Here is a 12,984-nt window from a genome sequence, read left to right on the forward strand (position 1 = left end):
TTTTGCCAAAAGAAACCGGAATCAGCAGGTAATGACAAAGCGCACCGCATCCAGCCTGAGCTCCGCCGCCTGAATGTTGTCGTGCGCCAGCACGGTCATGTCTTTCAGATGCTCGATCTCCTCGGTTCTAATCGTCGGATTCACTTTCTTGAGCCGAACCAGCCGTTTGATTTCGGCACTGAGCGAGGCCAGCATGCTGCCGGTAGCCTCTTCAATCAAGTTCTGCATCTCGTCTTTGGCTCTTTTCTCGGCCGTGGCCAGCATGTGCGCGATGAGGTTCCTCTGGTGATTGATGAAAGTCACGATTTTGCCCTTGTCGAAAGCAATGCCTGCCTCGATCAGGCTGACATGATCCACGGCATCGCTCAGATCCTTGTTGTTTTGATCGATCAAGACGCGTAGCGGCGTAGGCGGCAAAAAACGGCCGATTTGCAAACCGTCGGGTGCACTGCATTCGACGACAAACAGGCATTCCAGTAAAAATTGCCCGGCTTTCAGACTCTCCTGTCGGACGACGCTGACCGCGGCATTGCCGGTTTCGCTGGAAAGCACCAGATCCATCGACGAGACGACCATCGGATGCTCCCAGGTCAGAAACTGGAAATCCTCGCGCGCCAATGCGCAATTCCGGTTCATCGTAACGGTCAGGCCATCTTCCGAAAGACCGGGAAAATGAGAAATGCGCAAATGATCCCCGGGCCGGACGATGTGACAGTCCGGAGAATGATATTCGGTATCGACGCCGTAACACTCGAACACATCCTCCATGTAAGGCCAGAGCACGCCTTCGTTTTCGTAATCCTTCAACCGGCGGATCAGCTCGTCGGCCTGTTCCTTACGGCACGAATTCAATTCGAGCAATTGATCACGGCCATTGTGCAGATGAGCATCAATTTCCGCGTTCAAAGCATGGGTTTTGGCAATGAAGGCATCGATTGCGCTCCCGTCGTTCCTCGCCAGAATCGATTCCAGCTCGGCGCCCAAAACATCGGCCACTGGCTGCGCGGCCGAACTGTTGCTGCGAAACGCGTTCAAGCCTTCATCGTACCAGCGGAACAGCAATTCGTGCGGCGTACCGGCCAGATAAGGCACGTGAATCTGGATCACGTGTTTTTGTCCGATACGGTCCAGGCGGCCGATCCGCTGCTGGAGCAAATCGGGATTGGTCGGCAAATCCCAAAGAATGAGATGGTGAACGAATTGAAAGTTCCGGCCTTCGCTGCCGATTTCGGAACAGATCAACAGGCGCGCGGCGCTCTCCTGATCGGCAAAATAAGCGGCGGCCCGGTCGCGTTCGATGATGGTCATGCCTTCGTGAAACAAGGCCGAGGCAATGCCGACGCGATTTTTCAGCAAAAATTCCAGTTCGATGGCCGTTTGCGCCTCTTTACAGATCAACAGGGCTTTCTGTCCGGACAATCGCCGAACTTGTTGCACCAGCCAGGCATAGCGCGGATCCTGTTGCAAATCGCCCGAGCTGTTTTCGTCCGTCAACGCATAGCCGTACCGCTCCCGTTCCGGGAAGCCTCGCACGGTATGCCTTGAATTTCTGAACAAAATACGGCCGGTGCCGTGATAATCCAGCAGGACGTGGATCAGTTGATCGCGCGCCTGACGCAATTTTATCGGTTCGTTCAGGTTTTCGAGGAGCGCATCGACGCTGTCGTCTTTCAGCATCGCCGACAGCAGGGAAACGGCTTCGTCATCCAGCGGCTCATCGGTCAGCAACACTCGAGCGGCTTCGGCAACCGGCTCGAACTGCCGTTCTTCTTCCAGAAAATCGGCAAAACTGTAGAAACGGTCGGGATCCAGCAACCTCAAGCGCGCGAAATGGCCGGCCTTGCCCAATTGTTCCGGAGTCGCCGTCAGCAGGATCAAACCTTGCGACAATTGGCCGAGTTGCTCTATGAACAGATATTCGGGGCTGGGCTTTTCTTCGCTCCATTCCAGATGGTGCGCCTCATCGACGATTACCAGATCCCAGCCGGCCTCCAGAGCCTGCCTCTGCCGTTGCGGGTAGCGGCTGAAAAAAGTCTGGCTGCACAGTACCAGTTGTTCCGTGGCAAAAGGATTTTCGGAAGGCCCGGAGGCGGCCCCGGCTTCATCGGAGAACTCATCTTCGACCGCATTGCCCAGACACCGCTCTTCGTCAATGATGCTGAAACGCAGATTAAAGCGTCTGAGCATTTCCACCAGCCATTGATGCAGCAGGGTTTCCGGAACGATGATCAGCGCCCTCCGGGTCAGTCCGTTGATCAGCCGATGGTGCAGGATCAAGCCGGCTTCGATGGTTTTCCCGAGACCGACCTCGTCGGCCAGCATGATTCTGGGCGCATAGCGGTTGGCCGATTCATGGGCAATATAAATCTGGTGCGGAATCAGGCTGGTGCGCCCGCCCAAGAGCCCTTTCACCGGAGACAACTGATGCTGACGAAGCCTCCGCCATGTTTCATAGCGCAAGGAAAACCATGAACTGGGGTCGAATTGACCGGTAAACAATCGATCCTGCGGCTTGTTGAACTGAATGTGATGATTCAGTTCCATTTCTTCGAGACGCACTTCCAGCCCCGATGCATCCCTGCCTAGGTAAGTAATCAGGCCGTGTTGCTCGATCAATCGGGAAACGGTTATTTTATCACCGTCCACCGACTCGATCCTGTCCCCTACCGAGAACTTGACGCGCGTTAACGGCGAGTTATCCCGTGCATAAACCCGCTTCTGGTCGCTTGCCAGAAACAGCACGGTCACGCGGTTGTTTTTCACTTCCAGAATGAGTCCCAAACCCAGCTCGGATTCGGTATTGCTGATCCACCGTTGTCCCGGAATAAAATTTTCCATTATTTTTTAGACACACCCGTCAAAAATTAAAACGGTCCTTATTATAGGCGCTTCGGAAAAAATCCACCGCTTAAATAATGCCTATAATTTGGCAGTAGGCGGTCGGCCTCAGGCAGTCCGGACGATGGCGCAAATAACGCGGCGATATACCCTGGCATGTCTACCCAAAATGCCTGCTCCATGAGCTTCGTTCGAATAACCCGTTATTTTTGCATCGATTCCATTAAGCCCCGGTTCAGTTGCAAAAACCTATCATTCTTCCAATCCGATTCATTCAATACAACCAACAAGGACTTTTATGAAAAAAATGCTGTTCGTTATTCATTTGATCGCGGTGATGCTGCTGTATTCTTCCGTCCTCGAGGCTTCGGGAGGCCACGGCAAAAAACATCACAAGCATCACCATAAACATCACCATTATCATCCGGAAGAAATCGGATATTATCCGCCGCCACCTCAGCCGCAGCCTCAGTACCAGGGACAGGTTGACCGCAAATCGACCACAGGCCTCGCCGGGGGCGTTGTCGGCAGCGTCATCGGCTATGAAGTCGGCAACGGACATCCTTTGGCAACCGGAATCGGCGCGGCGGCCGGTTCTTACCTCGGGAACGAAATAGCGGGCCGCAAATAACCTGACCGCGTCTTATCCGGGCGGAAGACTGCTGCATTGCCATGACGGCTGAAATGAGCCGGCCGCCTTCGTGAAAAAATCGTCTCGATACGCCCGGTTTTTTCCGTTAAGCGGCCATTCAGTTTGGCTGGCTAGAATAATGGTAAAACGTCCAACAGGATGTGAGACATTATCAGGTTCTTATTCGATCGAGCGGCAAGCTTCCGCCCCGTTTCAAACGCTTGCAATGATGATGGAAGCCGGTTTATACAAGTCGCGGCGGACCCGTCCGTTTGAGTTAAATGATTTCGGCATAAATAAAAAGACTTAAGGGAGATATTCCAATGAAAAAGCTGTTTTACTTGATACCGGTTACCCTGGTTGCCACCTTTTCGGCGTCCGTATCCCATGCGCACGGTTGGGAACACCACCATCATCACGGTCATGGTCATCATCACCATCATTTCATTCCGAGACCTCATATCGATTATTACCCGGCTCCGATAGTCCATTATTATCCGGCTCCACCCGTGGCCTATGTCCCGGTGCCGCCGCCTCCGCCCGTCACCTATTATGCTCCGGCTCCGGTTAATCCGGGTTATGATCAACGCTCGCCCCAAGGACTGGCCGGCGGTGTTCTGGGCAGCGTTTTCGGCTATGAACTGGGCAGGGGCGATCCGATCGCCACGGGTCTGGGAGCGGCTGCGGGTTCTTATCTGGGCAACGGAATCGGCCGAGGCTATTAAATCGTCCTGGACCACTTTTTCTTCTCCCGCCTGTCATCGGGGTAGACGTGACAGGCGCGGCCTCGCTTTAACGGCCCGTTTACCTATTCAGAATCTCCACGGCCGGCCGGGCCGTGCGACCTGTTCCGTTTCTTTCGTTTTGAGCCGCTCCCGGGTTCCGGCTCAAAACGAAACCTTTCGATCTTGCCTGCGGTTTTCTTTCTCCTTCCGAAGAACCCTCCGGGCTATTGGGTTAGAATAAAGATCCGGGGCTGTAATCGTTTCTTCCGGGTTTTGACGTTGCCGCCATCATTGAATAATTCGAACGCATCCTCTATTATTTTCATCGAAATTCGTTTGAAGGGATCGAATTCAAACAAAAAACCGATTCTCGCATTCGTCCATCGCTGCCGTGCCGGCGGAGCACCCGATCCGGGGCCGCTCAACAGCGTATCACGAAGATCGATGGATGGTCATGATGCCGCCTTTCCGAAACCTTCGGCCCCTTGCGTAATAGCGGAATCTTAGCGGCATTCGCCGGATGCAACCCACCCCAAGATAACTTCCCGAAAAACTTAGATTTATTGAAATCCAACAGGTAATGACAGCTATGAATTCAAATGACTCTCTCGACCGCCGGTATGCCATCGTGCTGGCCGGTGGCATGGGCACGCGTTTAAGAAACGTCGTCGCGGACGTTCCCAAGCCGATGGCTGCCATTCAATCGACGCCCTTCCTGGTCTACGTTTTGCGTTATCTGATGAAGCAGGGAATCAGCGACGTCGTTTTATCCGTAGGTTATAAGCATGAAGTCATCATGGCGTATTTCGGAGACCGCTTTGAAAACCTGCGGATTCACTATTGCATCGAGAATGAACCTTTAGGCACGGGAGGCGGCATTCGTAAAGCTTTGAGCCAGGTCGAAGCCGACCATGCCTTCGTATTGAACGGAGATACCCTGGCTTTTCTCGATTACCGGCTCATGCATCGGTCCCACAGGCAGGCCGGCACCCGGTTGAGCATGGCGTTAAAGCGGGTCGACGACATATCACGCTACGGCGAAGTCGTCATGACGGACCACAAGATAGCGGGGTTTCGCGAGAAGGAACACTCGGGTCCGGGCCTGATCAATGTCGGCGTCTATCTGATCGACACGGGTCTATTCGATGACTTCGACCTCCCGCGAGTTTTTTCGTTTGAAAATGACTTTCTGAAGTCCAATCTGGTCTCCCTTACTCCGGAGGCGTTCATCACCGAAGGCTACTTTATCGACATCGGCGTCCCGGAGGATTATTTCCGGGCCCAGACGGAGCTTGCCGAGCAATTGAACGCCTGATTTCGTTCTTACGATTTCTTGCTGAAAATTTCCCGTCCGTGCTCCGAGCGCGGCGGCGATTGCCCGGAACCCGGCCATCACTTTTACAACATTGCCATTTTAATTTTTTCAATATGACAGCCACTCAGTATGTTTTGATGGACCGGGACGGCGTGATCAATCACGACTCGGACGACTACATAAAATCGCCCGAAGAATGGCAGCCCATCGAAGGCAGCCTGGAAGCCATCGCCCTGCTCAACCGGTTCAACTATAAAATTGTCGTGATTACCAATCAGGCGAGCCTGGCCCGGGGCCTGTTCGATAAAAATACGCTGGAAAAAATCCATCAGAAAATGCACTTGATGGCGGCGGAGAAAGGCGGCAAAATCGAAGCCGTCTATTATTGCCCTCATGCGCCGGAAAACCATTGCGATTGCCGCAAACCCAAGCCGGGTTTGCTGCGCTCCTTCGCTGCCGACAACCAGGTCGAACTGAAGGACCTGTATTTTATCGGCGACTCGCTGCGCGACATTCAGGCTGCGCAAGCCGCCGGCGCCAATCCGATACTGGTCAAGACCGGCAACGGCAAAAAGACTCTGAACGAAAATCCGGACCTTCGCGTGCCGGTTTTCGAGAATCTCTATGAGGCGGCAAAATACATCACTTCGCAGCCGTAGCCGGCGGCCGATTCCGAACGGTTTTTATCTTCGGCCTGTCGCCTGTCGGAAAAACGAGGAACGAGCGCCCGGCACAAGAAGACCGCTATCCTTAATAACTGATACGGATACCGAATTCGGCGCTGCGCCCGGGCTCCGGCGCAAAACTGCGAAGATACGAAGTCGAATTACGAATGTTTTCATCGAGCAGATTTTTACCTTTGGCAAACAGCAGAACATCCGCATCCTGAAACCCTGCGATTCGATATTGCGCGTTCAAATCCAGCAACATATAGCCGCGAGTGGACGACTCGTTATCGCCGGGATGGGTCTGGGCCTCGGCCCGAGTCAGGCGAATCTGCGACGAAAATTCCTCCCGGTCGAAGCTGAGCTGAAAGCCGTAGCGCAACGGAGGCATCCTGGGCACGTCTCCGTCGCTGTCGAACGAGCCTCGGGTATAATCGCCGAACAAGGTCAGGTCTACTACGCCGTAACGGCTTTCCAGCAACGGCAACACCGTCTTGGCCTCGAATCCGCGAAAGACCGCTTCGGCTTGCCGGTTGGCGAGCACCGGCAGGCACGCTCCCGGACTCGTGCAAGCCGGTTCAAACCGTTCCGCGTCTTCGTTGAAGACGTAATTTTCGCGTTGCTGAAAAATGTAGTCGTTGACCCAGTTATGGAAAAGACTGATCTCCGCGCGCATCCCTTCGGCCTCGAACCGGTAGCCCAACTCCAGATTGTTCGACAGCTCCTTGCCCAGATTCTCATTGCCCAGCTCATAACTGCGGGTGGCTTCGTGCACGCCGTCGGCGTACAGTTCCTGAATCTGCGGCGCCCTTTCCGAATGAGTGAACGTCAGACTGACTTGATGCCGCCGGTTAACGTCCCAGGTCACGCCGGCCGAACCGCTTACCGGGACATAAGACCGGGCAACGCCGCTTGCCGGCGATAGCGTTTGCCATTCGCCGCGAGCCGACAACTCGTAGGTTAAAGAATCCAGCGCAAAGGATTCGGCGGCGAAGACAGCGTAAGCATCGCTTTCGGTTTCGGGAACGAACGCTTCCAGGCCGAGGGCCGCAAAATCGCCGTTGACCGCCTGAAATCCGAGCTTGCCCTTTACCGGCCCGATGGGCTTGTGCTCAAGCTCCAGGCGGCTTTCATACGTTTGATTGAGAAAGGTGGTGGCCGGAAGGCCGCCGTCCAGTTCGACGTGTTTGTAATCGGTATAACCGAACTTGATGCGCAACTTATCGGCAAAAGGCAGCGGCTTGTTCATTATGCCTTTAAAGTCGTATTTGGTCTGCCTCATGTCGACGGTTACCGGGTCACCGCCGCTGCCGTCGGCGGGAATGCCGTATATTTTTTCCAACTGGTTGATCGAAACGCCGGCCATGCCCTCGTCTTTGATCATGGCCAGCCCCGCCGATCCTCCCTTCGATCGTGCCTGGGAATTTTCGATCAGCCCCTCCGGGTTGTCGACCGCGTTGCCGAAACCGGAATCGATGGATTGCAAAGCCGCTTCGTCGATCGGACGGCCACCGATATGGGTATTGTTCTGGTCCCGGTAAAAACCGTCCAGATGGTAGGCCATTCCGTTCTTGCCGCCCTCCAGCTTGAGCAAGCTCGCGCTCTCGTTGGACGCGGAGTCGTAACGCTGCTCGCCGGCGCCTTCCAAAAGCCTGCCGGGCATTTCTTCGGGAATGCGGTTGTCGATCACGTTCACCGCACCGCCGATCATGCCGCTGCCGTATAAAAGCGTCGACGGCCCGCGCAACACCTCCACCTTTTCCGCCAGAATCGGTTCGACGCCATTGGCGTGATCGGGACTCATCGAAGAAACGTCGTTATTGCCGATTCCGTTCTGCAGGACTCGAACCCTGGAACCCGATTGCCCTCGGATAACCGGACTGCCGACCCCTGGCCCGAAAGACTGGCTGGTGATGCCAGGCTCGTTCTTCAAGGTATCGCCGATGGTCTGCCCGGTTTTCAGGTGCAATTCGTCGCCGCTCAAGGTTACGGCTGGCGCGGGTGCATCGCCGGCAGTCTGTTCCCGAGACTCGGTAACGACGACTTCTTCCAGTTCCTGCGGTTGGGCTTCATCCGCGCAGGCTTCGAAGGCAATCGCTCCGGTTGCCAGGAAAAATATTAGGAGTTTGCTGTTCATTGGCTTTTGCAATGTCATAAATGGTAGCCAACTCTTGATGTTGGCTTCTCGATGAAAGCGATGCCTTTCCTGATATTAGGATGTTATAACATCGCATCTATAATTCGCCGATAGTCGTAATAATCAATCCGACTTGCCGGGTTCAGGAGGTCTCCCGGCATTGTCTGCACAGCCCCTGAATTTCGATGGCTTTGCTGTGTGCAACAAAACCGGCCTGGGCAATTTCGTCGGCCAGCGCCGACATGACTCCGGTTGCCGGTCTTTCCTCGACGTCATGGCAACGGTTGCAAATCAGCAGCAATTGTTCATGCTGATGACCGGAGCGGCTGCAACCGATGAAAGCGTTCAGGCTTTCTATACGATGCACCAAACCCTGTTCGATCAAAAAATCCAGAGCGCGGTAAATAGTCGCCGGCTTGGCCGCGTTTTTGAGCGGCTTGAAGCGATCCAGCAATTCGTAGGCTTTCACCGCTTTATGGCTTTCCCAGATTAATGACAACACCTGATGCCGGATCGGGGTCAGTTGTACGCCCCGCACCACACACAAGTGCTCCGCCGTATCCAGAGCCTCGCTAACGCATTTGCTGTGGTCGTGTTCGACCGGATAAGAAAAATTTGGATCAACCTCTGCATTCATTGCTTTAAATCATTTTACGGTGCTGTATGTTATATTATAACATTACTCTTTGAGAGTGCAACTTACTGTTTTTGCCGCTGTGCTGGTCTTCCCTTTAAAATAAGATAATTCCTCTCGGCCGAAGGAATGTCCGATCGGCTCGAACGCAGCCCGAATTCCGTTTATTTGTCGCCTGGAGACAATCGACGCTATCGAATAAAGAGCTGTAATGAATCCATAACCTAAGAGAGCATGAATGAATATTAACGATGTCCACAGAGTAAAAAACTATCTTCTCGATTTACAGGACCGCATCTGCAAAGCCCTGGAAGAGGAAGACGCCGAGGGCCGGTTTATTGAAGACCGCTGGCAGCGGCAGGAAGGGGGCGGCGGACGCACCCGGGTTTTATCGAACGGACGGATTTTCGAACAAGGTGGAGTCAACTTTTCCCATGTCTCGGGATTCAGCCTTCCGCCGTCGGCAACCGCAAAACGGCCGGAACTCGCAGACCGCCAATTTCAGGCCATGGGCGTATCCTTGGTCATTCACCCCAATAATCCTTACGTGCCGACCTCGCACGCGAACGTCCGGTTTCTGATCGCGGAAAAACCCGGTGAAGCCCCCATCTGGTGGTTCGGAGGAGGCTTCGATTTAACGCCTTTTTATCCGTTCAGGGAAGACGTGATCCATTGGCATCAAACGGCTCGTGCCGCCTGCCGGCCGTTCGGCGACGACGTCTATGCCGCCTATAAAAAATGGTGCGACGAATATTTTTTTATCCGGCACCGAAACGAAACCCGCGGCGTCGGCGGCCTGTTTTTTGACGACCTCAACGAATGGGGATTCGAAAAGTCCTTCGCCTTCATGCAGAGCGTCGGCGACCACTATCTGAGCGCCTATTTGCCTATCGTCCAACGGCGCAAGCATTTTTCTTTCGGCGAGAGGGAGCGCAATTTCCAGTTGTACCGCCGGGGCCGCTACGTGGAATTCAACCTGGTCTACGACCGGGGTACGCTGTTCGGATTGCAATCGGGCGGACGCACCGAATCCATTTTGATGTCCCTGCCGCCGGTAGTGCATTGGCAATACAATTGGCAGCCGGAAGCCGGAAGCGAAGAAGCGGTTTTGTATGAACAGTATCTGCGGCCTCAAAACTGGCTGGATGTTTGATTTCCATTCGGCCCGTTCGCCCGGCCACCGAACCCGGAACGCTACCGGCAAGCCGATGCGCGGATTGATCCTGACAGCATTGTTCCCTTATGCTATTATTTATTGATCTTAGCTACCGAATTAAGGGGCGCGGTGCAATGGATTAACGTCTTGATCTTCATCATCTAAAGCATCAAGCGGATGGAGAGTTCTCGCATATCGGATGTTGAACCGCAAAGTAGAGAGATTATTAAGTGGAAACCATAAAAAAAACCGACTGGGTCCATCTTAAAGATTATCGGGTATACCTTGTTATCAACACCATCGGTTATGTCGGGGTTGCTGTTCATCTTGTCCTTATCCCCTTGTTTTACTGGTTGAATCTCGATCTTCTGGCCCTGTTCAACGTGTTTAGCTCGGTCATGTGGATTTCGGCCTGGCTGCTCAATCGGCGAGGAAGGCATCAGGCAGCGATTATTCTGATGATCGTGGAAGTCATCCTGCATACGCTGCTGGTCGTTCCGGTCGTCGGCTGGCACAGCGGTTTCCAGTATTATCTGTTCGCCGCCGTTCCGACCATTCCCTTTACGCTCTTCCACCACAAACTCGAAGGTTACGCGATCGTCCTAATTTCCATCGTGATGTGCGTCCTTTTCATACTCCTCAACGCTTATACGCACGATGAGAATTATACCGGCACACTGTCCGCCAGCTTCGGCGCCGTTATCAATATCATCAACATCATCATTTCCTTCACGGCGCTTTGCGTGGTCAGTTATTATTTCCGGAACGCTTCCCTTTCCCTGGAGAAGGAACTGGAAAAACAGGCCCACACCGACCCTTTGACCGGGCTATTCAACCGGCGGCGGATGCGGTCTTATCTGGAACAACGCGGATCGGTATCTTCCCGCAATCGGTCGACATTCAGCGTGGTCTTTGTCGATATCGATTACTTCAAACAATTCAACGATACGTATGGCCATCATTGCGGCGATTTTATTCTCGGCGCCGCGGCGGAGTTCATGAAAAAACATTTGCGCAAAGAGGATGCGATAGCACGCTGGGGCGGAGAAGAATTCCTCATTGTGTTGCCGGATACCGATATCCGACATGCCCGCCTGATCGCCGAAAAACTGCGGTCGGCCATTGCCGAGGAACGCTTCCATCTGGGAGGACAGGAATTCCGGATCACCATGACGTTCGGTTTGTCCGAATACAATTTCGACCACAGCATCGAGGATTGCCTGAAGCTGGCCGACATGGCGCTTTATAAGGGCAAGGAAGCCGGCCGCAATACGGTCATGGGATGATTATTCAATTATTCCGTTGCTCGGCAAAGCTGTGCACCCAGACCAGCGCCTCGTCATTCCAGGTCATGCCGGCATGCATTTTTAAAATGATGTCTTTATACATTTCAAGACTGGGATAGCCTTCCGCGCGCGCCTCCTCCTCGGTCATGTCGCCCAGGCGCTGGCGTTCCAGGCCCGTGACAACAAAAACCTTGCCGTCCAGCTCAAACGTTTCTCCCGGCCAGCCGTAAACTCCGTCGCGCCGCTGTTGAGTTTTTCTACCCGATAGGACCGCTTCCTTTAATTTCGAATGAGTAACGAGGCGGTCTATGGAACAGGTTTTTTCGGGTTTTATATCCACGTGCAAAATTCCTATCAACTAATAAATTTAATATATGATTTTAGTCCGATTTATATTATATCTTTGTTCGTTGCCGATATAAATCTTCCGGCTCAGAATGAAGGCCGGTTCAAAGGGTTTTTACCGGCATAGGAGACGAAGTTGAAAATAGCGCTGATCAGCGATGCCTGGCATCCCCAGATTAATGGCGTCGTAACCACTTTGAGCCACACCGTTAAGGCTTTGACGAAACAGGGACATGTCGTCGAAACGATGACTCCGGACCGGTTCCGCACCTATCGCTGTCCCGGCTATCCGGACGTCGGCCTCGCCTTTTTATGCGGTCCCGAACTACGGAAGATACTGGAAGCTTTCCAGCCGGACGCGATCCATCTGGCCACCGAAAGCTCGATCGGTTTCGCCGCCCGCCGCTACTGTCTGGAAAAAGGCTATCCTTTCACTACGTCATTTCACAGCCGTTTTCCGGAGTATTTCAAGCTGCGTGTCGGCCTGCCGCTGTCGATAAGCTATAACTATCTGCGCTGGTTCCATAGCGACAGCGCGCGCATCCTGGTCGCTACCAATTCCTTACAGCAGGAATTGTCCGGCAAGGGATTCGGCCGCCTGGTGCGCTGGTCGCGCGGCGTCGATACCGATCTGTTCCGGCCCGGAGACAAAGGCTTCATTCAGGACCCGCGCCCCATTTTTATGTATACCGGACGAGTCGCCGTCGAAAAAAACGTCGAGGCTTTTCTGAAACTGGAGCTTCCGGGAACTCGTTACGTCATCGGCGACGGGCCGCAAAGACTCGAATTACAAAAAAAATATCCCAATGTCCGTTTTTTGGGCTATCAGACCGGGGAAAACCTGGCTCGCTATATGGCGGCAGCCGACGTCAACGTGTTTCCGAGCCGCAACGACACCTTCGGCCTGGTCATTCTGGAAGCTCTGGCCTCGGGCGTGCCGGTGGCCGCCTACCCCGTGCCGGGCCCCAAAGACATTCTGAGCGGTTCCAAAGCCGGCATTCTTGACTCCGACTTGAAACAGGCGGCGCTCGCCGCACTGTCCCTGAATCCGGAAGACTGCCGGCGCTTTGCGATGAATTATTCCTGGGACGAAAGCGCAAGGCAGTTCGCCGGCCATCTGGAGCCGATCAGCCTGCGCTCCGGAAAAAAATCGTTCTGGCCCTGGTACGTCAGGCTCTAAAGTACAGTTTTTTGTTTAACATAAGATTTATAATACAAAGACTGACCATTTTTCCCTTTAAACCAGCCAATC

At 53.7% G+C, this 12,984-nt stretch carries 11 protein-coding genes; 7 read left to right on the top strand and 4 right to left on the bottom strand.

Annotated features, from left to right (window positions below; genetic code table 11):
* Positions 1–21 precede the first annotated feature (21 nt).
* On the bottom strand, positions 22–2,838 hold the full coding sequence (gene rapA / locus A3OW_RS0105010) for an RNA polymerase-associated protein RapA (RefSeq protein WP_020562334.1): 2,817 nt from the start codon (positions 2,836–2,838) through the stop codon (positions 22–24).
* Between the two features lie 298 nt (positions 2,839–3,136).
* On the opposite strand from rapA, the gene A3OW_RS0105015 reads away from it, so the two are divergent.
* From A3OW_RS0105015 to gmhB, 4 genes are all read left to right on the top strand, one after another.
* Entirely contained in the window at positions 3,137–3,469 is a 333-nt protein-coding gene (locus A3OW_RS0105015) for a glycine zipper 2TM domain-containing protein (RefSeq protein ID WP_020562335.1), read from the top strand.
* Positions 3,470–3,792: 323 nt separating this feature from the next.
* Positions 3,793–4,194 carry a hypothetical protein gene (locus tag A3OW_RS0105020; protein ID WP_020562336.1) on the top strand — a complete coding sequence of 134 codons (402 nt, stop codon included), beginning with the start codon at positions 3,793–3,795 and terminating at the stop codon, positions 4,192–4,194.
* 589 nt (positions 4,195–4,783) lie between these two features.
* Positions 4,784–5,509, top strand: coding sequence for a nucleotidyltransferase family protein (locus A3OW_RS0105030; protein WP_020562338.1), 726 nt, complete (start codon positions 4,784–4,786; stop codon positions 5,507–5,509).
* 113 nt (positions 5,510–5,622) lie between these two features.
* A complete protein-coding gene (gmhB, locus tag A3OW_RS0105035; protein WP_026223341.1) occupies positions 5,623–6,168 on the top strand; it encodes a D-glycero-beta-D-manno-heptose 1,7-bisphosphate 7-phosphatase in 546 nt (181 codons plus the stop codon).
* A gap of 91 nt (positions 6,169–6,259) precedes the next feature.
* Here gmhB and A3OW_RS0105040 read toward each other — a convergent pair whose 3' ends face one another.
* Both A3OW_RS0105040 and A3OW_RS0105045 read right to left on the bottom strand, forming a co-directional pair.
* Positions 6,260–8,311 carry a TonB-dependent receptor gene (locus A3OW_RS0105040; protein ID WP_020562340.1) on the bottom strand — a complete coding sequence of 684 codons (2,052 nt, stop codon included), beginning with the start codon at positions 8,309–8,311 and terminating at the stop codon, positions 6,260–6,262.
* Between the two features lie 142 nt (positions 8,312–8,453).
* Entirely contained in the window at positions 8,454–8,948 is a 495-nt protein-coding gene (locus A3OW_RS0105045) for a transcriptional repressor (protein ID WP_020562341.1), read from the bottom strand.
* Between the two features lie 235 nt (positions 8,949–9,183).
* Here A3OW_RS0105045 and hemF point away from each other — a divergent pair, with 235 nt between their 5' ends.
* Both hemF and A3OW_RS0105055 read left to right on the top strand, forming a co-directional pair.
* Complete coding sequence (gene hemF, locus A3OW_RS0105050) at positions 9,184–10,098, top strand: oxygen-dependent coproporphyrinogen oxidase (protein WP_020562342.1); 915 nt, start codon at positions 9,184–9,186, stop codon at positions 10,096–10,098.
* Between the two features lie 233 nt (positions 10,099–10,331).
* Positions 10,332–11,387, top strand: coding sequence for a GGDEF domain-containing protein (locus A3OW_RS0105055; RefSeq protein WP_020562343.1), 1,056 nt, complete (start codon positions 10,332–10,334; stop codon positions 11,385–11,387).
* A 4-nt stretch (positions 11,388–11,391) separates the two neighbouring features.
* Here the strand turns inward: A3OW_RS0105055 and A3OW_RS0105060 are convergent, their stop codons facing one another.
* Positions 11,392–11,727 carry an ASCH domain-containing protein gene (locus A3OW_RS0105060; protein WP_020562344.1) on the bottom strand — a complete coding sequence of 112 codons (336 nt, stop codon included), beginning with the start codon at positions 11,725–11,727 and terminating at the stop codon, positions 11,392–11,394.
* Positions 11,728–11,868: 141 nt separating this feature from the next.
* Between A3OW_RS0105060 and A3OW_RS0105065 the strand changes: the two genes are divergently transcribed.
* Complete coding sequence (locus A3OW_RS0105065; RefSeq protein ID WP_020562345.1) at positions 11,869–12,912, top strand: glycosyltransferase family 4 protein; 1,044 nt, start codon at positions 11,869–11,871, stop codon at positions 12,910–12,912.
* The last annotated feature ends 72 nt before the right edge of the window (positions 12,913–12,984 follow it).

It is taken from the genome of Methylosarcina fibrata AML-C10, assembly GCF_000372865.1.
In the GTDB taxonomy this organism is placed as follows: Bacteria; Pseudomonadota; Gammaproteobacteria; order Methylococcales; family Methylomonadaceae; genus Methylosarcina; species Methylosarcina fibrata.

Excerpts from the sequence above, each read along its gene's own strand:
- rapA (WP_020562334.1), bottom strand. The coding sequence starts at position 2,838 with ATGGAAAATTTTATTCCGGGACAACGGTGGATCAGCAATACCGAATCC.
- A3OW_RS0105015 (WP_020562335.1), top strand. The coding sequence starts at position 3,137 with ATGAAAAAAATGCTGTTCGTTATTCATTTGATCGCGGTGATGCTGCTG.
- A3OW_RS0105020 (WP_020562336.1), top strand. The coding sequence starts at position 3,793 with ATGAAAAAGCTGTTTTACTTGATACCGGTTACCCTGGTTGCCACCTTT.
- A3OW_RS0105030 (WP_020562338.1), top strand. The coding sequence starts at position 4,784 with ATGAATTCAAATGACTCTCTCGACCGCCGGTATGCCATCGTGCTGGCC.
- gmhB (WP_026223341.1), top strand. The coding sequence starts at position 5,623 with ATGACAGCCACTCAGTATGTTTTGATGGACCGGGACGGCGTGATCAAT.
- A3OW_RS0105040 (WP_020562340.1), bottom strand. The coding sequence starts at position 8,311 with ATGAACAGCAAACTCCTAATATTTTTCCTGGCAACCGGAGCGATTGCC.
- A3OW_RS0105045 (WP_020562341.1), bottom strand. The coding sequence starts at position 8,948 with ATGAATGCAGAGGTTGATCCAAATTTTTCTTATCCGGTCGAACACGAC.
- hemF (WP_020562342.1), top strand. The coding sequence starts at position 9,184 with ATGAATATTAACGATGTCCACAGAGTAAAAAACTATCTTCTCGATTTA.